The 22,881-nt window shown below is 55.3% G+C and carries 16 protein-coding genes and 2 pseudogenes; 11 read left to right on the forward strand and 7 right to left on the reverse strand.

From position 1 onward, the window contains the following. Positions 1-16: 16 nt before the first annotated feature. Positions 17-1,957 carry a macrolide ABC transporter ATP-binding protein/permease MacB gene (gene macB / locus AC0XWG_RS22700; protein WP_028019265.1) on the reverse strand — a complete coding sequence of 647 codons (1,941 nt, stop codon included), beginning with the start codon at positions 1,955-1,957 and terminating at the stop codon, positions 17-19. Continuing rightward, positions 1,954-3,069, reverse strand: coding sequence for a macrolide transporter subunit MacA (macA, locus tag AC0XWG_RS22705; RefSeq protein ID WP_237992065.1), 1,116 nt, complete (start codon positions 3,067-3,069; stop codon positions 1,954-1,956). Before macA ends, macB begins: the two co-directional genes overlap by 4 nt. A 159-nt stretch (positions 3,070-3,228) precedes the next feature. Here macA and AC0XWG_RS22710 point away from each other — a divergent pair, with 159 nt between their 5' ends. Beyond that, on the forward strand, positions 3,229-4,185 hold the full coding sequence (locus tag AC0XWG_RS22710) for a VirK/YbjX family protein (RefSeq protein ID WP_475681100.1): 957 nt from the start codon (positions 3,229-3,231) through the stop codon (positions 4,183-4,185). Here AC0XWG_RS22710 and AC0XWG_RS22715 read toward each other — a convergent pair. Further along, positions 4,182-5,840 carry an ATP-dependent endonuclease gene (locus AC0XWG_RS22715; protein WP_134707378.1) on the reverse strand — a complete coding sequence of 553 codons (1,659 nt, stop codon included), beginning with the start codon at positions 5,838-5,840 and terminating at the stop codon, positions 4,182-4,184. The two genes, AC0XWG_RS22710 and AC0XWG_RS22715, sit on opposite strands and share 4 nt — an antisense overlap. A 292-nt stretch (positions 5,841-6,132) precedes the next feature. Between AC0XWG_RS22715 and AC0XWG_RS22720 the strand changes: the two are divergent. The 6 genes and pseudogenes from AC0XWG_RS22720 to hcr all read left to right on the forward strand — a co-directional run. After that, positions 6,133-6,291, forward strand: a pseudogene (locus tag AC0XWG_RS22720) (aquaporin); the annotation flags it as partial. A 55-nt stretch (positions 6,292-6,346) separates the two neighbouring features. Further along, a protein-coding gene (locus AC0XWG_RS22725) for an IS1 family transposase (RefSeq protein WP_223216367.1) occupies positions 6,347-7,044 on the forward strand; the annotation gives its coding sequence in 2 pieces (ribosomal slippage) (positions 6,347-6,596 and positions 6,596-7,044; 699 coding nt in all). Positions 7,045-7,059: 15 nt separating this feature from the next. Next, positions 7,060-7,605 (forward strand): annotated as a pseudogene (gene aqpZ, locus AC0XWG_RS22730) (aquaporin Z); the annotation flags it as partial. 182 nt (positions 7,606-7,787) lie between these two features. Continuing rightward, positions 7,788-8,687: a LysO family transporter gene (locus AC0XWG_RS22735; protein ID WP_475681101.1), complete on the forward strand. Its 900-nt coding sequence runs from the start codon at positions 7,788-7,790 to the stop codon at positions 8,685-8,687. A gap of 144 nt (positions 8,688-8,831) precedes the next feature. Continuing rightward, the gene (gene hcp / locus AC0XWG_RS22740) at positions 8,832-10,484 is read left to right on the forward strand and encodes a hydroxylamine reductase (RefSeq protein ID WP_134707376.1); all 1,653 of its coding nucleotides are present in this window, start codon (positions 8,832-8,834) and stop codon (positions 10,482-10,484) included. Positions 10,485-10,494: 10 nt separating this feature from the next. Then, positions 10,495-11,463, forward strand: a complete 969-nt coding sequence (gene hcr, locus AC0XWG_RS22745) for an NADH oxidoreductase (RefSeq protein WP_475681102.1) — start codon at positions 10,495-10,497, stop codon at positions 11,461-11,463. 59 nt (positions 11,464-11,522) lie between these two features. Here the strand turns inward: hcr and AC0XWG_RS22750 are convergent, their stop codons facing one another. After that, complete coding sequence (locus AC0XWG_RS22750; RefSeq protein ID WP_028019272.1) at positions 11,523-11,957, reverse strand: DoxX family protein; 435 nt, start codon at positions 11,955-11,957, stop codon at positions 11,523-11,525. Between the two features lie 151 nt (positions 11,958-12,108). Between AC0XWG_RS22750 and poxB the strand changes: the two genes are divergently transcribed. The 4 genes from poxB (at position 12,109) to AC0XWG_RS22770 (ending at position 17,420) form a co-directional block, all read left to right on the forward strand. Then, a complete protein-coding gene (gene poxB / locus AC0XWG_RS22755) occupies positions 12,109-13,827 on the forward strand; it encodes a ubiquinone-dependent pyruvate dehydrogenase (protein WP_475681103.1) in 1,719 nt (572 codons plus the stop codon). A gap of 37 nt (positions 13,828-13,864) precedes the next feature. Next, positions 13,865-14,866 (forward strand): low-specificity L-threonine aldolase, encoded by a 1,002-nt coding sequence (gene ltaE, locus AC0XWG_RS22760; protein ID WP_475681104.1) that lies wholly within the window; start codon positions 13,865-13,867, stop codon positions 14,864-14,866. Between the two features lie 10 nt (positions 14,867-14,876). Beyond that, a complete protein-coding gene (locus tag AC0XWG_RS22765; protein ID WP_336212561.1) occupies positions 14,877-16,313 on the forward strand; it encodes an SDR family oxidoreductase in 1,437 nt (478 codons plus the stop codon). 93 nt (positions 16,314-16,406) lie between these two features. After that, complete coding sequence (locus tag AC0XWG_RS22770) at positions 16,407-17,420, forward strand: NAD-dependent epimerase/dehydratase family protein (protein WP_028019276.1); 1,014 nt, start codon at positions 16,407-16,409, stop codon at positions 17,418-17,420. Positions 17,421-17,510: 90 nt separating this feature from the next. Here AC0XWG_RS22770 and AC0XWG_RS22775 read toward each other — a convergent pair whose 3' ends face one another. The 3 genes from AC0XWG_RS22775 to AC0XWG_RS22785 all read right to left on the reverse strand — a co-directional run bounded on the left by AC0XWG_RS22775 (position 17,511) and on the right by AC0XWG_RS22785 (position 22,699). After that, entirely contained in the window at positions 17,511-19,331 is a 1,821-nt protein-coding gene (locus AC0XWG_RS22775; protein WP_475681105.1) for a glycoside hydrolase family 19 protein, read from the reverse strand. Between the two features lie 131 nt (positions 19,332-19,462). After that, positions 19,463-19,903 carry a type III secretion system invasion protein IagB gene (gene iagB / locus AC0XWG_RS22780; RefSeq protein ID WP_028019278.1) on the reverse strand — a complete coding sequence of 147 codons (441 nt, stop codon included), beginning with the start codon at positions 19,901-19,903 and terminating at the stop codon, positions 19,463-19,465. A gap of 102 nt (positions 19,904-20,005) precedes the next feature. Then, positions 20,006-22,699, reverse strand: coding sequence for a glycosyl hydrolase family 18 protein (locus AC0XWG_RS22785; RefSeq protein WP_475681106.1), 2,694 nt, complete (start codon positions 22,697-22,699; stop codon positions 20,006-20,008). Between the last annotated feature and the right edge of the window lie 182 nt (positions 22,700-22,881).

Genomic DNA, 22,881 nt, shown 5'->3' on the forward strand with positions numbered 1-22,881 from the left:
CATTTTTATTTTCAGCCTATTCGCGGGCCAGCGCATCAACCGGATCCAGGCGCGCCGCGTTGCGGGCCGGCAACCAGCCAAACAAAATGCCGGTAAATGTCGAACACAAAAATGCGGTAAGAATAGCCAGAGGTGAGAAACCAATTTCCCAGCCGGGTAAAAAGAGCTGGAGCGTAAATGCAATCATCATCGAGAGCGCAATGCCCATTGCACCGCCGACCAGACACACCAGCACCGCTTCAATCAAAAACTGTTGTAGCACATCACTGGCCCTGGCCCCGACCGCCATACGGATGCCAATCTCCCGCGTGCGTTCGGTCACCGACACCAGCATGATATTCATCACCCCAATGCCACCCACCACCAGCGAGATCACTGCCACCAGCGTCAGGAACAGCTGAAGAGTACGTGTGGTCTTTTCAGCCGTTTTCAAGAGGCCGTCCATATTCCAGGTGAAGAAATCTTTCTTTCCGTGACGTAACGTGAGCAGTTGTTCCAGCTGCTGCTCGGCCCGGGCACTGTCGTAGCCTTCCTTCACGCGCACGGTGATGGAGTTGAGCCAGGATTGCCCCATGATCCGCCCTGAGATGGTGGTATAGGGCAGCCAGACGCGCAGGATCTTACTGCTGCCAAACATCGACTGCTTCTCTTCCGCTACGCCAATGACGGTGGCAGGCATATTCCCTACCAGGATCACCTCACCCACCACGTTGGTTTTATTGGGGAAGAGTTGCCTGCGTGAGTTCGCGTCCAGCACCACCACCTGTGCCCTGCCCGCCAGCTGCTCGGCGTTGAAGGTAGCGCCTTCACTGAAGGTCATGCCGTAGACGTTGAAATAGTCTCCACTCACGCCATTCGCGCTGGCGGCCACGTCAACGTTGCCCACGCGCAGACGCAGGTTTTGCGAAACCGCAGGCGTGGCGGAGTTCACCCACGGCTGCTTCTGAATAGCCTCCAGATCGTTATATTTCAGCGCCTGCTGATACTGTGGCTCGTCGTCGCCAAAGTCTTTGCCGGGATAGACGTCAATAGTATTGGTGCCGATGGCGCGAATATCGGCCAGCACCAGCTGCTTGGCGGCATCGCCCACCACCACAATCGACACCACCGAGGCGATACCAATGATAATGCCGAGCATCGTCAGCAAGGTGCGCATTTTGTTGGCCGCCATCGCCAGCCAGGCCATGGTCAGCGCTTCGCGAAAGCCACTGGAAAATTGCCCCCAACCGGTTGACGCAGGCAAGGCTTCTTTCGGTGCTGCCGCTCTGGTCTGTCGCGGTGGCGGGTTGCTGACCAGCTCGCCGTCGTGGATCTCAACGATCCGCTCCGCCTGCGCCGCGACCTGTGGGTCATGCGTCACGATAATCACCGTGTGCCCCTGATCGCGCAACTGATGGAGGATCGCCATGACCTCTTCACCCGAATGGCTGTCGAGCGCGCCGGTCGGCTCATCCGCGAGGATCACCTGTCCACCGTTCATCAGCGCACGGGCAATACTGACTCGCTGCTGCTGACCGCCGGAAAGCTGAGACGGTTGATATTCCACCCGTTCTGCCAGCCCCAAACGCGTTAATAACGCTTGCGCCCGCTCCAGACGCTTCTTACGCTCCACGCCCGCATAGACCGCGGGCACTTCCACGTTCTGTGCCGCACTTAAATGAGAAAGCAGGTGATAACGCTGGAAGATAAAACCAAAGTGTTCGCGCCGCAGTTTTGCCAGCGCGTCACCATCAAGCGTGGAGACATCCGTCCCGGCCACGCGATAGGTACCGCTGGTGGGTTTATCCAGGCAGCCGAGAATATTCATCAGCGTCGATTTACCGGAACCGGACGCTCCGACAATCGCCACCATCTCGCCAGCCTCGACGCGTAACGAGATCCCCTTCAGCACCTCCACCGGGCCGTCGCCCGATGGGTAGCTGCGACGAATGTCGTTCAGCTCAAGCAGCGCCGTCATTTAGGCGCTCCTGGCAGGCTTTCGCTGGTGACAACCTCCTCACCCTCTTCCAGCCCTTTCGTCACCACCACGTCAGTATCGTTACGCGCGCCGATCACCACTTCTCGCTCGCGGGTTTCGCCATTACGCAGCACCTTCACCTTATAACGTCCCTCGCCAGTGGATTCACCCAGTGCGGAGAGTGGAATGGTCAGCACGTTTTTCACGCCGGTGAGCTGAATATGCACCTGTGCGGTCATGTCCAGACGCAGAACGCCCTGCGGGTTGGGCACCTCAAAACGGGCATAGTAGAAAATGGCGTCGTTGACCTTTTCCGGCGTCGGCAGAATATCTTTTAGCACGCCTTCATAACGCGTCTGCGGATCGCCAAGCACCGTAAACCAGGCATTCTGCCCCGGTTTAAGATGGATCACATCCGCCTCTGAGACCTGGGCTTTCACCAGCATGGTGCTCATGTCTGCCAGGGTCAGAATGTTTGGCGCCTGCTGTGCCGCAATGACCGTCTGGCCCTGAAGCGTCGTGATCTGGGTGACTTCCCCAGCCATCGGGGCAACAATTTGCGTGTAATCGAGGTTGGTTTTCGCCGTATCCAGCGAGGCCTGATTGCGCTTGATTTGTGCATCAATCGTGCCAATCTGCGCCTGCTTGACCGCCAGTTCTGTGGTGGCAGTATCTAAATCTTGTTTCGAAATAGCCTGAGTTTTGGCAAGCGCCTGCTGGCGGGTGAGCGTCACCTGGGCGAGGTTACGCTCTGCCAGTGCCTGTGCACGCTGCGCCCGCAGTTCCATCAGCGTCGCTTCCACCTCACGGATCTGGTTCTCAGCCTGTTCAGGGTCGATTACCCCAAGCAACTGACCTTTTTTCACCTTGTCGCCAATCTCTACCGACAACGTTTTCAACTGGCCGCTGACCTGAGCGCCGACATCAACCTTTCGCAGGGCGTCAAGTTTGCCCGTTGCGAGGACGTTTTGCTGCAGTTCACCCGGACGAACAATCAGTGTCTGATACTGCGGCACCGGCGCATTAAGCACCTGCCAGAGCCAGTATCCGCCGACCAAAACCACGACCGCCAGCAGCAGAAACAGCGTTCTGCGTTTTCCCTTGAGGTTCATAAATATTCCAAATAAATGTTCTGGCAATTATCAGTGTTGATTTTATCTAAACGACTCCTCAACGAAACCCCTGTTTCCCGAAATCGTCACAATTTGTTTACGAGATGTTGAACGTTCGCCTGCTGAAATGAAGCTCTTCAACAAGAAGCAGGATCTATCATGTCTTCCATCGTCGATACACCTTTTTCAAACCTGCCGCAGCCTAAATCAGGCTGGCAGCTTTTCAAAAATCTGGCTTTCGGTCAGCTCACACCTGGGCTTGCGTGGAAGAATCCCTCCTATCGACGTAAATTCATGTTACGTTCGCTGGCGTCACCTGTTAGCACCGCGCGCCTTTTAACGAGTCTGGCAAAACAACCGCGTCTGATGCAGATGTTGCAGGTACAACCTGGGCTACCATGCCGGCTGCATCGTCCCTGGTTAACGGTGAATATGGATAGTCAGCACGCGCTGGAATCCCTCAACTGGCACTATCAGACGATGAGCCGCCAGCTTCCTGCGACGCTGCTGAATGGTTATCTTTCTAAACAGGGCTTCACGCTGCTGACCTTAACCGGCAAAGATGAACAGCAATTTACCGTTCGTCTGTGCGCAGATGCATTCCTGGATAAAGAGGGGGAAGCCACCCTCGCTTTCTGTGACAGCCAGAACACGGTGCTGGCAGAAATGACCTTTACGTTGTGCCAGTTTGAAGGGAAATCGACGCTATTTATCGGCGGTTTGCAGGGCGCAAAAGCACACGTTCCGCACGAGCTTATCCAGGGGGCAACGAAAGCCTGTCATGGCCTGTTCCCGAAACGTCTGCTCGTTGAAGCCGCAATGACCCTCGGCACCGCTTTCCCGGTAGAACAGATTGTTGCCGTCAGTAACGCCACCCATATTTATCGCAGCTGGCGTTATCGCAAGAAAAAAGAGGGGAAACTGCTGGCCGATTACGACAGTTTCTGGGTTTCCATCGGCGGTGAAAAACAGGATAACGGTAACTTTAGGCTGCCGCTTGTTATGCCACGTAAACCGATGGAAGAGATCGCGAGTAAAAAACGTTCCGAATATCGCCGCCGCTACGAACTGCTGGATAGCCTGATTCAGCAAGTGAGCCAGGCAACCCAACCTTAATCCGCTTTCCCGCGTGCCAGCCACAGCACGCGGGAGAACATTTTGCGCAGCAGCGTCGGTACCGATTCCACGCCCCGTTTCCCCGCCTCCGTCGCCACTTCAATGGCTAAATCCGGTTTTGACGAACGATGAATGGCTTTGGCAATCACGCGCCGCATGTTCATCGGGACATCTACAGGTACCATCGCAATTCTGTGGAATACGTCGTCAAAACCCTGACGATACATAAAATGCTCCATGTCCATCGCAGGCAGCATGGTTAAATGGTCGCGCTCTTCTTCTCGCTCATTATTCAGCAGGCTACGCACGGTTGAGGCGTATTTTTTACCCGCTTCGTCACCGTCTACCAGGACATGCCACTCGATCCCCATCCGGCGGGCAAATTTTATCAACGGTTTTAATCCCGACTGGGCAAACTCAATCACCTTAATGCCTTCGGCATCAAAATGGTGGCCGCATTGGCGCGCCAGTTCGTTGATGACCCAGGTTTCCGTTTCCCCCTCCACCAGCAGCCAACAGCGGGCAAAAAGCGACGATGCTCGATTAAAGCGAATATGAAACGCAATACGGCGCCCGTCTTCCGCGTTCAGACCGCCAGGCCCGAGCCGGAAAGCAGAAACACGCGAAGATTCACGCACCAGACGGCAGACGTGTTCAACCGGCGTCAGCGATAATAACTCGCCGGAATTGGTGGTGGTAATGCGCTGGAGCGGCAGCAGATTCAGCAGATGCCATGCCACGGAGAGCATAATGGGATGCAGACGGGTCTCAGGATCTTCCACCAGCAGCAGCGGGCGGGCGTCCCGGTCGAGACGAACGGTTCCTTTGGCCTGCAGAAGTGTTGAAAACAGCCCCAGCAAAATTACCCGATGGGAACGGCCTCCAGGCCGGTCGATCATCCGGTTAATGATATCGAGGTAACGCCAGCTTCGCTGCTCATCATGAGAGCGTCGGCGCATCAGACGATGGCGCGACTCCGACGTGCCCTGTTCGGAAAAATAGTGTTCGAGAAGTTGCACCATCGCGGACAATCCCTGACGGATTTGCCCATCGGTCAGATTTTGCGGACGCGAAACCAGCTCTCTGGCCAGGAAATCCAGCTCCCGGGCCGTGACTTCCACTTCCGGCATATGCGGTACGGTACCGTTACGGATACGCCGCATAAAGCGCGCATCACGCAAGCGTAGTACCGGCGTCAGGCGGGTCAGGTGGCGCGCCAGATCGTCGATATTCTCCAGGGGGATCGGGTTGGCTTTCTCATCGAGAAAATCACGCAGGGTCAGTACCCCTTCGTTTTCCGACATCTCGCCTTCAAGCCGATAGAAAATACGATGGAAATCGTCATCGCACGGCACCCAGCAAGGTGATAACGGACGGAAGCGACGCACGCGATGACGTCCTGGCTCAGATTCCCGGAACGTCAAAATGATATGCAGATGCTTCTCGCGGCCCGTGATGTCACCCGGTGGGAACCAGAAATCATCGTGGACGAAGTGATACAAATCATCTTCGGGCGAAAGCAACAACGTTAGCGCATCCAGCAGGCTGGACTTACCCCAGGCGTTCTCGCCGATCAGGACGTTGTTCTGTTCCAGCTGCAGCGACAGGCGGTTAATCCCGCGAAACCCGACAATTTCCACACGTTCGAGAAGCATAAATCCCCCGCGAAATGACCACTTTTTCCTTTAAGTTATCAGCAGTATAGCGGGCGGCGTTCTGTCACGACAGCATAACATTCGTCCTTGCGAGAATTGGTCTATGCTCTATTTACCGCTTATTTGAACAAGGATTGACATCACATTGCCTTAAATCAAATTAATCGAATTTATTTAAGTGGCGAAGGGGTGTTGTTGGTTTTTAGAATAACGGCTCTTTGAGTCGTCATCCCTTTATGGCGATATATCCCGTACGCGGGAAAGCGTGCGGAAATTTATTATTGAGGTGGTTATGTTTAGAAAATTGGCAGCAGAATGCTTTGGTACATTCTGGCTGGTATTTGGTGGCTGCGGTAGCGCCGTTCTGGCTGCGGCATTCCCGGAATTAGGCATTGGTTTTGTCGGCGTCGCACTGGCGTTTGGTTTAACCGTATTAACCATGGCCTTTGCCGGTAATGGTGCCAACTTACTGATTTAGTGTACGATGGTGTTTTTGAGGTGCTCCCGTGGCTTCCATCTCCATCAGTTGTCCCTCCTGCTCAGCTACTGAAGGCGTGGTGCGTAACGGTAAAAGTACTGCCGGACATCAGCGCTATCTCTGCTCTCACTGCCGTAAAACATGGCAACTGCAGTTCACTTACACCGCTTCTCAACCCGGTACGCACCAGAAAATCATTGATATGGCCATGAATGGTGTTGGATGCCGGGCAACCGCCCGCATTATGGGCGTTGGCCTCAACACGATTTTACGTCACTTAAAAAACTCAGGCCGCAGTCGGTAACCTCGCGCATACAGCCGGGCAGTGACGTCATCGTCTGCGCGGAAATGGACGAACAGTGGGGCTACGTCGGTGCTAAATCACGTCAGCGCTGGCTGTTTTACGCGTATGACAGGATACGGAGGACGGTTGTGGCGCACGTCTTCGGTGAACGCACTCTGGCCACACTGGAGCGTCTTCTGAGCCTGCTGTCGGCCTTTGAGGTCGTGGTATGGATGACGGATGGCTGGCCGCTGTATGAATCCCGCCTGAAGGGAAAGCTGCACGTAATCAGCAAGCGTTACACTCAGCGAATTGAGCGGCATAACCTGAATCTGAGACAACATCTGGCAAGGCTGGGACGGAAGTCACTGTCGTTCTCAAAATCGGTGGAGCTGCATGACAAGGTCATCGGGCATTATCTGAACATAAAACACTATCAGTAAGTTGGAGTCATTACCGCCTTTGCCGTAGGGCATATTTCGGGTGGCCATTTTAACCCGGCGGTGACATTGGGTTTATGGGCGGGCGGCCGTTTCCCTGCGAAAGAAGTCATTGGCTACATCGTCGCTCAGGTAGTGGGCGGTATTATTGCGGCAGCTGTGCTTTACGTGATTGCCAGCGGTAAAGCCGGCTTCGACGCTGCAGCCAGCGGGTTTGCCTCTAACGGCTTCGGTGAACACTCACCCGGCGGCTACTCCATGCTGTCTGCCATCGTGATTGAAATTGTGCTGACCGCAGGCTTCCTGCTGGTGATCCACGGCGCAACCGACAAACACGCACCAGCAGGCTTTGCCCCTATTGCCATTGGTCTCGCGCTGACGCTTATCCACCTGATTTCTATTCCGGTCACTAACACCTCCGTCAACCCGGCACGCAGTACCGCCGTCGCCATTTTCCAGGGCGGTTGGGCGCTTGAGCAGCTGTGGCTATTCTGGGTGATGCCAATCATCGGCGGTATTCTGGGCGGTGTGCTGTATCGCACCCTGCTGGAAAAACGCGATTAATGATTTTCTCCCTCTCCCGTGGGAGAGGGTTGGGGTGAGGGCATCAGGCCGCATAACCCCACATACACTCAAGCCGGGTAAGGCGCAGTCGCCACCCGGCTTTCTTTTTGCCGCTTTACTGAACAGCCTTTATTGGGTAGTGTCACTGGCGCTTAACAGATACTCAAAAGGACCAGCTGTTCATGTTTTCAGGACTCCTCATCATTCTGCTGCCCCTGATTGCGGGCTACCTTATCCCGCTGCATCAGGAATCCGCATTACGTCTTATCAACCGTTTTCTCAGCTGGATTGTTTACGTCATTCTTTTCTTTATGGGGATCAGCCTGGCCTTCCTGGATAATCTGGCGACCAATCTGCTTTCTATCCTGCATTATTCAGTGGTTACCGTGGTGGTTATTTTACTGTGTAATATTGCCGCACTATTCTGGCTTGAACGTACCGTTCCCTGGAAAAACCATCATCATCAGGAAAAGCTGCCTTCCCGAATTGCGATGGCGCTGGAATCATTAAAACTGTGCGGCGTCGTGGTGCTCGGGTTTCTTCTTGGGCTGACCGGCTGGGCATTTTTACAGCACGCAACAGAGGCCAGTGAATATACGCTGATCTTCCTGCTGTTCCTGATCGGTATCCAGCTGCGAAATAATGGCATGACGCTTAAGCAAATTGTTCTGAACCGTCGGGGAATGATGGTCGCGGTCATTGTTGTCGCCAGCTCCATGGTGGCGGGCGTGATTAACGCTTTTATTCTCGACCTGCCGCTGAAAACAGGCCTCGCGATGGCCTCAGGTTTCGGCTGGTATTCCCTCTCCGGGATTCTGCTGACCGAATCGTTCGGCCCGGTGATTGGTAGCGCCGCCTTCTTTAACGACCTGGCACGGGAGTTAATTGCCATTATGCTGATCCCGGGTCTGGTGCGCCGAAGTCGCTCTACGGCGCTGGGTCTGTGCGGCGCGACTTCAATGGACTTTACCCTGCCGGTATTACAACGCTCTGGCGGACTGGAGATGGTGCCCGCCGCCATCGTGCACGGCTTTATTTTGAGCCTGCTGGTTCCCGTTCTGATGGCATTCTTTTCTGCCTGATACTTCTTTGGCGGTAGCGAACCTGCCGCCAAAATTGCGCTAAATCAATCTCCCTCTATTTTGTCGCAGAAAGCCCTTTTCACCGTTCCGGCACGAGCATAACCTTAAACATGTATATCAAATATAACTTTAACAGGTGTGATTATGTTTTGTGTGCAATGTGAACAAACCATCCGTACCCCGGCAGGCAATGGCTGCTCTTACGCACAGGGTATGTGCGGCAAAACCGCAGAAACATCTGACCTGCAGGACCTGCTGATTGCGGCCCTGCAAGGCCTTTCCGCATGGGCGTGCAAAGCGCGTGAATATGGCATCATCGACCACTACGTCGACAGCTTCGCACCGCGCGCCTTCTTCTCCACGCTAACCAACGTTAACTTCGACTCTCCGCGCATTGTCGGCTACGCCCGCGAAGCCATTGCCCTGCGTGAAGCGCTGAAAGCACAGTGTCTGAAGGCGGACGCTAACGCCCGCGTGGAAAATCCGATGTCAGAACTTCAGCTGGTGAGCGACGATCTGGGCGAGTTGCAGCGTCAGGCGGCAGAGTTCACCCCAAACAAAGACAAAGCGGCCATTGGCGAGAATATCCTTGGCTTGCGTCTGCTGTGCCTGTACGGTCTGAAAGGCGCCGCGGCCTATATGGAGCACGCGCATGTGCTCGGTCAATACGACAACGACATCTACGCCCAGTACCACAACATCATGGCGTGGCTCGGCACCTGGCCTGCAGATATGAACGCGCTGCTTGAGTGCTCAATGGAAATCGGCCAGATGAACTTCAAAGTGATGAGCATTCTGGACGCCGGTGAAACCAGCACCTACGGCCACCCAACGCCCACCCAGGTCAATGTCAAAGCAACCGAAGGCAAATGCATCCTGATTTCCGGTCATGACCTGAAAGATCTCTACAACCTCCTGAAGCAAACCGAAGGTACGGGGGTTAACGTCTATACCCACGGTGAAATGCTGCCGGCTCACGGGTATCCAGAGCTGCGTAAATTCAAACATCTGATCGGTAACTACGGCAGCGGCTGGCAGAACCAGCAGGTTGAGTTTGCCCGTTTCCCGGGCCCAATCGTGATGACCTCTAACTGCATCATCGACCCAACCGTGGGCGCGTATGACGACCGCATCTGGACCCGCAGCATCGTCGGCTGGCCGGGTGTAAGCCACCTTGAGGGCGATGACTTTGGTCCGGTCATCAAGCAAGCGCAGCAGATGGCGGGCTTCCCGTACAGTGAAATTCCGCACCTGATTACCGTCGGTTTTGGCCGTGAAACACTGCTCGGGGCTGCAGATACGCTGATCGATCTCGTCAGCCGTGAAAAACTGCGCCATATCTTCCTCGTCGGCGGCTGTGACGGCGCGCGTGGCGAGCGTAACTACTTCACCGATTTCGCCACCCGCGTACCGGAAGACTGTCTGATCCTGACGCTGGCCTGCGGTAAATACCGCTTCAACAAACTGGACTTCGGTAACATCGAAGGTCTGCCGCGCCTGGTGGATGCCGGACAGTGTAATGATGCCTACTCTGCGATCATCCTGGCGGTTACTCTGGCGGAGAAACTAGGCTGCAGCGTGAACGATTTGCCGCTGTCGCTGGTGCTGTCATGGTTTGAGCAGAAAGCGATTGTCATCCTGCTGACCCTGCTCTCTCTGGGCGTAACCAACATCGTGACCGGCCCCACTGCGCCGGGCTTCCTTACGCCGGACCTGCTGGCCGTGCTGAACGAGAAATTCGGCCTGCGTTCCGTGACCAACGTTGAAGACGATATGAAGCAGCTGCTGAGCGCGTAAGGAGTTATTCATGACCATGCCAACCTCACAATGTCCGTGGCGGATGCAGGTTCATCACATCCATCAGGAGACGCCGGATGTATGGACACTGTCACTGCTGTGCCATGACTACTATCCGTACCGTGCAGGGCAGTATGCGCTGGTCAGCGTTCGCAATTCGGCGGACACCCTGCGCGCCTATACCCTATCCTCAACGCCGGGCGTGAGCGAATACATTACGCTCACCGTCCGCCGCATTGACGACGGCGCGGGCTCCCAGTGGCTGACGCGTGACGTCAAGCGCGGGGATTACATCTGGCTGTCTGACGCGCAGGGGGATTTCACCTGTGACGACAAAACAGACGATAAATTCCTGCTGCTGGCAGCGGGTTGTGGCGTGACGCCGATTATGTCGATGCGTCGCTGGCTGGCGAAGAACCGCCCGCAGGCCGACGTGCAGGCGATCTTCAGCGTCCGTTCCCCGGACGATGTGATTTTTGCCGGGGAGTGGCGTGATTATCCGGTGACGCTGGTGGCGGAACATAACGCAACCCATGGTTTTGTGCCCGGTCGTCTGAGCCGCGAGCTGCTGCAAAGCGTGCCTGATATCGCAAATCGTACCGTGATGACCTGCGGCCCGGCGCCGTATATGGCCATCGTGGAAGAAGAAGTGAAAGCGCTCGGCGTGACCCGCTTCTTCAAAGAGCAGTTCTTTACCCCCGTGGCAGAAGCGGCTACCAGCGGGATTAAATTCAGCAAACTGCAGCCTGCACAGACTTTCTTTGGCCGTGTGGGCACTACGCTGCTGGAGGCGCTCGAAAGCAATAAGATCCCCGTAGTGGCAGCCTGTCGTGCAGGCGTGTGCGGCTGCTGTAAAACGAAAGTGGTCTCCGGGGAGTACAGCGTCACCAGTTCTATGACGCTGTCCGACGCGGAAATTGCAGAAGGTTATGTGTTGGCCTGCTCGTGTCATCCGCAGGGTGATTTGGTTCTGGCATAAACGGTAAACGTTCGATCACAGGCCCGGTAAGCGCTAGCGCCACCGGGCTTTTGTTATCCTCACCGCCACGCAGGACCTTTCCCTACCGCAAACCGCCCTGCCCCTAGACACGCCACCGCCAGCGAGCCGATAAAGAAGTACACCAGGCTTTCAATTGCCCATGCGCCTACCTTATCGAGCGCGAGCGTTTCCCCCATTCCCACCATCAGCCACGCCACAATCATCGTAAATGCCAGCACCAGCGCGGCCGGGCGCGTAAAGAGCCCAATAATAATCAGGATCGGTGCCACGACTTCGCCAATCAAAACGCCATAGGCGATAAACCCCGGCAACCCTTTTTCCACCAGCATGCCGCTGATGAATCCCACACCACCAAACAACTTATGCAAGCCGTGAAACAGCATTAGCCCACCCACGGCAAGTCGTAACAAGAGTTTGCCAAGATCGTCGCACGATAGCTTTTCATTAACAGCAATTAACAATGATTTAACCATTTGAAATGATTCCTGTTTTCACTGAGGTATCACCAGATTATGCCGAATAATTGCGCGTGAACAGCACCTTTTAATTGGGGGGATGCGGCGGGCAATACGGAGACTTTCTTCTAAGCTTGTAAGCGATATCACAAAAAGGAGACGGACAACCATGAAACAAACCGTGGCTGCATACATAGCGAAAACCCTGGAACAAGCAGGCGTAAAACGCATCTGGGGTGTCACCGGCGATTCACTTAACGGACTGAGCGACAGTCTCAACAAGATGAAAACCATTGAATGGATGCCGACCCGTCATGAGGAGGTCGCCGCCTTTGCCGCCGGTGCCGAAGCCCAGCTCACGGGGGAACTGGCCGTCTGCGCCGGATCGTGTGGACCGGGAAACCTGCATTTAATCAACGGTCTGTTTGATTGCCACCGTAACCACGTGCCGGTGCTGGCGATTGCCGCTCATATTCCGTCTACAGAAATCGGCAGCGGCTATTTTCAGGAGACGCATCCGCAGGAGCTGTTCCGTGAATGTAGCCACTATTGCGAGCTCGTTTCGACACCCGAGCAGATCCCTCAGGTCCTGGCGATTGCCATGCGCAAAGCTGTACTGAATCGGGGTGTTTCCGTGGTCGTGTTACCTGGCGACGTCGCGCTCAAGGCCGCACCAGAAACCGCCAGCAGCCACTGGTATCATGCGCCACAGCCAGTGGTGACGCCAGCCGAAGAAGAGCTGAAAAAACTGGCGCAACTGCTGCGCTATTCCAGCAATATTGCCCTGATGTGCGGCAGCGGCTGTGCAGGCGCACATAAAGAATTACTTGAGTTCGCCGGTAAGCTCAAAGCGCCGATCGTCCACGCCCTGCGCGGCAAAGAGCATGTTGAGTACGATAACCCCTATGATGTGGGTATGACCGGCTTAATCGGCTTTTCCAGCGGCTTCCACACGATGATGAATGCCGACACACTCATTTTGCTCGGCACGCAATTCCCTTATCGTCCGTTCTACCCGACGGACGCTAAAATCATTCAGATTGATATCAACCCCGCCAGTATCGGCGCGCACAGCAAGGTCGATATGGCGCTGGTGGGCGATATTAAATCCACCCTTGCCGCCCTGCTGCCGCTGCTGGAAGAAAAAACGGACCGCAAGTTCCTCGATAAGGCGTTGAGCGACTATCGTGATGCGCGCAAGGGGCTGGACGATCTCGCCAAACCGAGCGACAAAGCCATCCATCCGCAGTATCTGGCGCAGCAGATCAGCCATTTTGCTGACGACGACGCCATCTTTACCTGCGACGTGGGTACCCCAACCGTCTGGGCAGCGCGCTATCTGAAAATGAACGGGAAACGTCGCCTGCTCGGCTCGTTCAACCACGGATCGATGGCCAACGCCATGCCGCAGGCGCTAGGGGCGAAAGCCACCGCTCCGGAACGCCAGGTCGTGGCGATGTGCGGCGATGGCGGGTTCAGCATGCTGATGGGCGATTTCCTGTCGGTGGTGCAGATGAAGCTCCCGCTTAAAATCGTGGTTTTCAACAATAGCGTGCTGGGATTCGTGGCGATGGAGATGAAGGCCGGCGGCTACCTCACGGACGGCACCGAGCTGCACGACACTAACTTCGCGCGTATCGCCGAGGCCTGCGGCATCACCGGTATTCGCGTGGAAAAAGCGTCAGAGGTGGATGAAGCCCTGCAGCGCGCCTTTTCCATTGACGGCCCGGTACTGGTGGACGTGGTGGTCGCCAAAGAAGAGCTGGCGATCCCACCGCAAATCAAACTGGAACAAGCCAAAGGCTTTAGCCTCTACATGCTGCGCGCCATCATCAACGGCCGCGGCGATGAGGTGATCGAACTGGCAAAAACGAACTGGCTCAGGTAAAACATCTGGCATCGCCTTTTAAATATAAGGACATGCCATGATTGATTTACGCAGTGATACCGTAACCCGTCCGAGCCGCGCCATGCTCGAAGAGATGATGGCCGCTCCGGTCGGGGACGACGTCTATGGTGACGATCCGACGGTTAACGAGCTGCAGCGCTATGCCGCAGAGCTCAGCGGGAAAGAGGCCGCTCTGTTCCTGCCCACCGGTACGCAGGCCAACCTGGTGGCGCTGCTCAGCCACTGCGAGCGCGGCGAAGAGTACATCGTGGGCCAGGGCGCGCATAACTATCTGTATGAAGCAGGCGGTGCGGCGGTGCTCGGCAGCATTCAGCCACAGCCGATTGACGCCGCGCCGGACGGCTCCCTGCCGCTCGATAAAGTCGCGGCGAAAATCAAAGCTGACGATATTCATTTTGCGCGCACAAAATTGCTCAGTCTGGAAAACACCCATAACGGTAAAGTTTTGCCGCGCGAGTATCTGAAGGCGGCGTGGGAATTTACCCGTGAGCGTAAACTGGGGCTGCACGTGGATGGCGCACGCATCTTTAACGCCGTGGTGGCGTACGGTTGCGAGCTAAAAGAGATCGCGCAATATTGCGATTCGTTCACCATTTGCCTCTCTAAAGGGTTGGGTACGCCCGTGGGTTCCCTGCTGGTCGGTAATGCGGACTACATTAAACGTGCCAACCGCTGGCGTAAAATGACCGGCGGCGGCATGCGTCAGGCGGGTATTCTGGCGGCGGCCGGGCTGTATGCCCTGAAAAACAACGTGGCGCGCCTGAAGGACGATCACGACAACGCCGCGTGGATGGCGGCGCAGCTGCGCGAAATAGGTGCCGATGTTATGCGCCACGACACCAACATGCTGTTCGTTCGCGTGGGTGACGAACACGCTGCCGTACTGGGTGAATTTATGAAATCCCGTGGCGTGCTGATCAACGCCTCACCTGTCGTGCGTCTGGTCATGCATCTCGACGTGAGCCGCGAACAGCTGTCAGAGGTGGTGAAACACTGGCAGGCGTTTTTACAGCGATAAGGAGCCTCACGTGCCGCAACGCATTCTGGTGCTCGGCGCCAGCGGGTATATCGGTCAGCATCTCACCACTGTATTAAGCCAGCAGGGGCATCAGGTGCTGGCCGCGGCACGCAACACCGAACGTCTGCAAAAACTCAGTTTGCCTGGCGTCACCTGCCATAATGTTGACCTCAACTGGCCGAAGGAACTTCCCGCGCTGCTGGAAGGGGTCGACACGCTTTACTACCTGGTGCACAGCATGGGTGAAGGCGGAGATTTTATCGCCCACGAGCGTCAGGTGGCGATGAACGTCCGCGATGCCCTGCTGCAAACGCCGGTGAAGCAGGTCATTTTTTTAAGCTCGCTCCAGGCGCCCGAACATGAGCAATCCGATCATCTGCGTGCCCGCCAGCTGACGGCGGAAACCCTGCGCGGCGCCACTATCCCTGTTACCGAACTGCGCGCCGGAATTATCGTCGGCGCGGGCTCCGCCGCCTTCGAAGTGATGCGCGATATGGTCTACAACCTGCCGGTACTCACGCCGCCGCGCTGGGTCCGTTCGCGCACCACGCCGATTGCGCTGGAAAATTTACTGCATTATCTGGTGGCGCTGCTGGACCACCCGGCGGAGCAACACCGCGTGCTGGAGGCGGCAGGCCCGGAAGTGCTGAGCTATCAGGAGCAGTTTGAACATTTCATGCGCGTCAGCGGCCGTAAACGCTGGCTGATCCCTATCCCCTTTCCAACCCGCTGGATTTCGGTGTGGTTTTTGAATGTGATTACCTCTGTGCCGCCGACGACCGCCAAAGCGCTCATCCAGGGACTCAAACATGATTTACTGGCGGACGATCGCGAGCTGCGGGCACTCATTCCCCAGGACCTGATCCGCTTTGATGATGCCGTGCGCAATACGCTGAAAGAAGAAGAGCAACTGGTGAACTCCAGCGACTGGGGTTACGACGCCCAGGCGTTTGCCCGCTGGCGACCGGAGTATGGTTATTATCCCAAACAGGCCGGCTGCACGGTAAAAACGCAGGCAAGCCTGGCGGCGCTGTGGGACGTGGTGAACCAGATTGGCGGCAAAGAACGTTATTTCTTCGGCAATATTCTCTGGCAAACGCGTGGAGCAATGGATCTGCTGGTGGGACACAGGCTGGCAAAAGGCCGCCCTGCTCGTCCTTACCTTGAAGTGGGCGATGCAGTCGACAGCTGGAAGGTCATCATCGTCGAGCCGGAAAAGCAGCTGGCACTGCTGTTCGGTATGAAAGCTCCGGGGCTGGGTCGACTCTGCTTTACGCTGAAAGACAAAGGCGACCATCGCGAACTGGATGTCCGCGCCTGGTGGCATCCGCACGGGATGCCGGGTCTGTTCTACTGGTTGTTCATGATCCCCGCCCATCTGTTTATCTTCCGGGGAATGGCGAAGCGGATTGCGCAACTGGCAGAACAAAAGACGGAAAAGTTCTAAATAAAACTCTCTTTCTTTCACCTTTCCCATTGCAACCCGCCGTAATTCACGAAAGAATGCGCACGAAATTCTTTTTCAACACAGTGGATTGATATGAAGGTACTGGTTACCGGGGCGACCAGCGGCTTAGGCCGAAATGCGGTCGAATTTCTGCGCAACAAAGGCATCAGCGTCAGGGCTACCGGTCGCAACGAAGCGATGGGAAAACTGCTGCAAAAAATGGGCGCAGAGTTTGTCCATGCTGACCTGACGGAGCTGGTCTCCTCTCAGGCGAAAGTGATGCTCGCCGGTATCGACACGCTGTGGCACTGCTCCAGTTTCACTTCTCCGTGGGGAACCCAGGAAGCCTTTGACCTCGCTAACGTGCGGGCAACCCGCCGTCTGGGCGAATGGGCCGTTGCCTGGGGCGTGCGTAACTTTATCCATATCTCCTCCCCATCGCTCTATTTCGATTATCACCACCATCGTGACGTACAGGAAGATTTCCGCCCCGCACGTTTTGCCTGTGAGTTTGCCCGCAGCAAGGCGGCCAGCGAAGAGGTGATTGACCTGCTGGCGCAGTCAAACCCGCATACCCGTTTTACGGTACTGCGTCCGCAGAGCCTGTTCGGGCCGCACGACAAGGTGTTTATTCCGCGTCTGGCGCAGATGATGCACCACTACGGCAGCGTGCTGCTGCCGCGCGGCGGCGATGCGCTGGTGGATATGACCTACTATGAAAATGCGGTTCACGCCATGTGGCTGGCAAGTCAGCCGGACTGCGATAAGCTGATTTCCGGCCGTGCCTACAACATCACCAACGGCGAGCCGTGTTCGTTACGCAGCATTGTGCAACGGCTGATTGATGAACTGCAGATCAACTGCCGTATCCGTTCCGTGCCCTACCCGATGCTGGACATGATCGCCCGCAGCATGGAGCGTTTTGGCAGTAAATCGGCCAAAGAGCCCGCGCTGACGCACTATGGGGTATCCAAGCTCAACTTTGATTTCACGCTGGATATTACCCGCGCAGAGAACGAGCTGGGGTATAAACCGATCGTGACGCTGGATGAAGGGATTGTGCGCACGGCGGCGTGGTTGCGGGACCACGGGAAGCTTCATCGCTAGCCTTTTTGCCCGGTGGCGGCTTCGCCTTACCGGGCCTACAACAGCACAGTGCGAACACGAAAACGGCAACCTTTCGGTTGCCGTTTGCTTTTACAGCGCCGTCCAGGCGTCAGACCATGCCAGACCGGCGCCGGGTTCATAGTACGCCGGAGCCGTGTTACACCAGCCGCTGTACGGGAACGGTTTGCACTGGAACAGTTTACCGTGGTTGTTCACGATATCACCTGCTTTGTACTTACTGTTCGCACTCCACGCGGCGTAAGAGCCGGATGTCCCTTCGTCCTGAGACGGAATCGCTTTCGCCTTCACGTTCAGCAGATAAGAGGTTGTGCTGCTCAGTTCACCGTCGCTAACCGTGAGGCTAATTTCAACCTGCTGCGCCGTCGCCGCTTCTGGGGCTCTGAAGGTCACAACCGCTTTATCCTGACCCGTCACAGTCTGACCATCCTGAGAGCGCCAGGTGTAAGTCAGCTTGTTACCATCAGCATCTGTCGAACCTTCGGCGCTCAGAGAAACCTGCGCACCTGCGTCAACCGCACCGATTGGGCCGGCAATATGCGCGACCGGTGCGTGATTGACAGCCGTCGGTTCTGCAGGCGTTTCATCCGGAACGGGTGCCGGAGCCGGGGTTTCCTCTTCCGATGGCGCTGGTGTTACCGGGGTTTCATCCGGCGTGGTTGTTGAGCCGTCATCGTTAACGATATTCACGTTAAAGAAGTGCTGTACGCATTTGCTGTAGTCGCCCTCTTTGAACGCGCTGTATGGCGTCTGGTAGCCCACCAGCTGGCAAGAGTACGTCTGACCGCTTGGTGTATCCGCGCTCCATCCCCAGTCCTGCTCCCAGTAAATCTTCAGCGCGCCTGCACCACCTTCATCGAACTGCTTCATGTTGGCGCAGCCCAGCACTTCATTCGCCGGAACCGGAACCTTCAGGTAGTTCGCGAACTCTTTGTAGTACTTGATACGGTTTTGCGACTGGGCAATTTCAGTCGGGCCGCCGCATTCTACGCCGCCGTTGATGATCTGGGTGGTCACGCCGAAGCCCGGTACCAGACCGTTGGCTTTATCGCGATCGTTCGGCTGCCATGTGCCGTCAATAACCTGCAGCATGCTGGGTTTTGGTGGCTGCGGATAGGCGAATAAGAAGATCGCACTCGCCAGGTTCAGCCAGGTATCCGCCACCAGCTCGGGTTTATCGAGCAGCGTACGCACGTCACCGTACATCGCTTCAGAGAACGGGCCATAGTTGTAGTTGTAAGACAACTGTTTCGCGCCGCGACCGAAGTAGCTCAGGAAATCGCCGTCTTTATCTTTACCGCACGGCCAGGTCTGACCCTGCCAGACGTCCGGGTTACATTCGCCGTTATAGCCCCCCTTCTGGCCTTCGCTCCAGCCCATTTCACGTACGTGAACCAGCGCCTGACGCCATTCGGCTTCCGGACGCCAGCTTTCATGGCCGCCAGTCTCCTGAGCGAAGTGAGCAAACATGGTTGCCAGCTCTTTACGGCAGATGGCGTCGCTGTCACGACCATCCTTATAGGTCTTACACAGCGCCGGGAATTTACCGACCGCTTTCAGGAAGTTGCTATAGGTGTACGCCTGCGCACGCAGCGGGAAGAGATATTCCCAGTCGCTGGCCTTAACAATGCCTTCAACGCGCTTCACGTTTTCCGGGTTCGCTGCACGGCCTGGCTCAATCAGTTCAACCTGCGCATTATCCAGCGTCTGAATGGTCTCTTTCACTGAGGCCATCAGCGGGAAACTGGTCAGCTCTTTTTCTTTCTTCGCCAGATCGCTGGCTTTCATGGTGTATGGCTCACTGGTGGTCGCTTGCAGCGAGGCAGCCTGTGCCATAAAGGGAGCTACGCATGCTCCGGCAACGAGCACACTTAGTAACGTCCTTTTGTTCATTTCCGATTCCTGTTAATTGAAGTTAAAATTAAAATCCCGGTTTATGTATTAATCCATTAATACATAAACCACAGACAGCTGTTTTTTCTTTTCGAAGAACACCCTGAGGAATTCTTCAAAAATAAAAAACATTAATATTGTGCAGCTAATTTTAATTGCTGATATTTTTTCCAGACTTTATGGGCATAGATCATACGCTGCGGATAATTCTCTTTTTTTAAACCTGCGTTATACGCGCCGACAGCCTCCCAGTTATAGCCATAGACCTTAATCATTCCGGACAGAATGGAAGCACCGACCATGATGGAGGTACAGGGCTCGGTCATCAGTCTGCGTTCATCAATACCTCTGGTCTCCAGTTCCGTAAAATGTGAGCTGTTAATTTGCATCAACCCAACATCACGCGTGCCATCATGATTTTGTCCCACCGCATACGGATTCATACCGGATTCGACATTGGCTATGGCATACAATAAATACGGGTCGACATGATAATAACGTGCCGCATTATCCCAACAGTTTGCCAGTGCGCTTTGGCTTATTATTAATAACAACAAAATGATCTTTTTCATTTTTACCTGCTGACAGTTTCGGTTATTTCTCCCTACCAACATCCTGTAAAATGAATTTTTCATCACTCCCCCTTCGTGAGGGGGAGTGATTATCGGGTTAGATTATTTGCAATCTGTTGATGCGCCTTCTTTCACCCATACGTCGCTATTAGCCGGGTTATCGCCACGGGTCCACCATTTGGCACGGTAAACGTTACCCTGGTAAGTGGTGGTTTCACCGCCGTTGTAGACCAGATCAGAACGCCAGTTCATCTTCACGTTGCTCACCAGTTCCCAGGCATCCACACCGAAGCCAGGTTTGTTACCTTGCGTCCAGTATTTCGCTTTCCACACTAGGTGGTCGGCACTCACGGTGTCGCCATTGTTGTATATTTTGCTGGCATCCCATGCGGCATATTTGCTGGCGTTAGCATCGACTGGCGCGTCGCAGCTACCGGTTGCCGTGCCTTCATCCGAAGGAGGTGTCACTTCATCAGACGGAGGGGTCACTTCATCAGCAGGCGGGGTGACGTCAGCAGGTTTAGGATTCACCGTGACCTGCACGTTAGACTGCACGCTGGTTTTACCATCGCTTACGACGACACTCAGGGTGTAAGTCGAGGCGGAGGTCACATCTGGCGCAGTGATATTCACGTTCGCCGTATCAGTCCCGGTCGCGTGCATATCCGCCGGAACGCTCCAGGCGTAGGTCAGTGCATCACCGTCTGGATCCGCAGCCTGCGCGTGCAACGCATAGGTTTCACCTGCCTGCAGCGTCACTGCTTCCATTGGGTTCACAACCGGCGCCTGGTTCGCTTTTGGCGCTTTGTTTACAACCTGCACATCAATCGCGTTGCTCAGTCCTTTCGCGTCAGTCACGGTCAGGCGGAATGCCATCGCCTGATCGCTGGTCACCGCAGCCACGTTGAAGGTGGCTTTCGCTTTGGTGCTGTTGGTGAGCGTCACCGATGGGCCAGAAATCTGGGTCCACTTATAGGTGATTGCATCGCCATCCGGATCGCTGGAAGCAGACCCGTCGAGCGTTACGGTCGCCGGGCCAGAGACGTTAAGATCGGTCGAGGAGGCAATCGGCGCATGGTTGGTGACAACAGGTTCAACCGGGGTTGAACTACCGCCCAGCAGGCTTTCATTCATGGCGTTCAGAATGTCGCCGTTATCTGAGTCAATGGACCATGAGAACAGACCGCCCAGCTGATTCGCCATAACATACTTGCCTTTTGCGGCAGCAGAGCGCGCATCTTCATAAGTGATCAGGTCGCCAGTGGATTTATTGAAGACGTACGGTGCTTCCGCGTCTGCGTCGTAACCGTATTCCCAACCCGGCTTGCCTTTGTACTCATTCACAATCTGACGGTAGTCAACCACGCCCGGTTCCCAGGTCCCTTTCACCTTGCCGGTGGCGGTGCCAGTGAACGGATTGTTGCCGGTGTAACCATGAACCCCCGTCCAGCCGCGGCCGTACATGGCGGTTCCCACCACAATCTTGCCAGGCTGTACGCCCTGCTGCAGCAGCGCGTTAACGCCGTTTTCGGTGGTGTAGTTTGTGTCCGGACGCCATGCAGGTGCTTTCAGCGCAGCCTGGTGACCCAACTCTGTATTGCTCCAGCCGCCGTAGAAGTCATAGCTCATCAGGAAGATGTGATCGAGATACTGCTGTGTGGTGGTGTAATCCACGTCTTCGATCTTATCTTTGCCGGAACCGATCGCGGTGGTCAGTTCATAAGTACGGCCCGTTTCGCTGGAGAGTTCGTTCAGCATCGTGCGCAAATCATGCATCAGCGCGGTATACGTCGCTTTATCCTGCTGCGGATTACCCAGTGCCGTGTTCTCACCGCCGCCGCCCGGGAATTCCCAGTCGATATCCACACCGTCAAAGAATTTCCAGGTTTGCAGGAACTCTTTCACCGATGCTACGAAGCGGGAGCGAATAGCAGGGTTGTTCATCTGGAAGAACGGATCTGAGAGGGTCCAGCCACCGATAGATGGCAGTACTTTCAGCCCAGGATGTGCTTTTTTCAGCGCCATCAACTGACCAAAGTTACCTTTGTAGGGGTCATCCCAGCCAGAAACGCCGGCCTGTGGTTTTTGCAGCGCCGCCCACGGATCGTGAATGGCAACGGTATAATCCGGACAACCATTACAGGCGCGTTGCAACGCCTGGAAGCTGTTACCCCCTTCGATGGTTTTCAGGCTGTCGTTGATGCCGTCACCGCCACAGATTGGAATGAAGCCATACAGAATATGGTTCAGGTTAGCCGCCGGGATTTTATCGACCTGGAAGTTACGGTCATAGACGCCCCATTCCGGGAAGTAAGCCCCCACCACTTTGTCAGTGTGCTGAGCAAAGGTCTTGTTGTTTTCCTTCATGGTAGTATTGAGAGGAAGCAAGTGGCTACCGTCGGTATCCGCGACAATAATCAGCTTGCTGGCGCTTTTGCTACAACCGCTGGTGTTACAGAGCTCTACCTGCTCCTGGTAACGTCCGCCTTTTTTCACCTTGAAGGTGGCAGAGCCTGATGCGCTGCCCGCACCGGTCCAGACGGTTTGGCCGTCCAGCAGCACCTTCGCGGACGTCGGTGCATCACCGCTCCAGACGTTCCACTCCACTTTTACATCCACGCCGTCTTTATGTACTTTGACAAGGCTGTTGTAATCCTGTGCTGCCTGATCGACTTCAACAAGGGCAAATTTGTCATTACCGTAGCCGATCGTCGGTGTACCCGGTGCTGCAGCAAATGCGGAGCTGGTTGCCGCCGTAATAAAGAGCGCCAGATATTTAGGCTTCATAAATTTCATTTTTATTTCCTGATAAATTTATTCGTAACGTTAATCATCCATGTCTTCCTTGAGAACATGGAGCTTTTTGCGTAATGCGTATTTAACCAATCTGAAAACCGAGAAAAAAAACGTTTTTGCTGCGTTGTATTCCTCCATAAAAAGATACAAGCCCCAATTCCGTGTAGCTTATATCCCTTACG

This window comes from Enterobacter sp. DVT3837 (genome assembly GCF_056238685.1).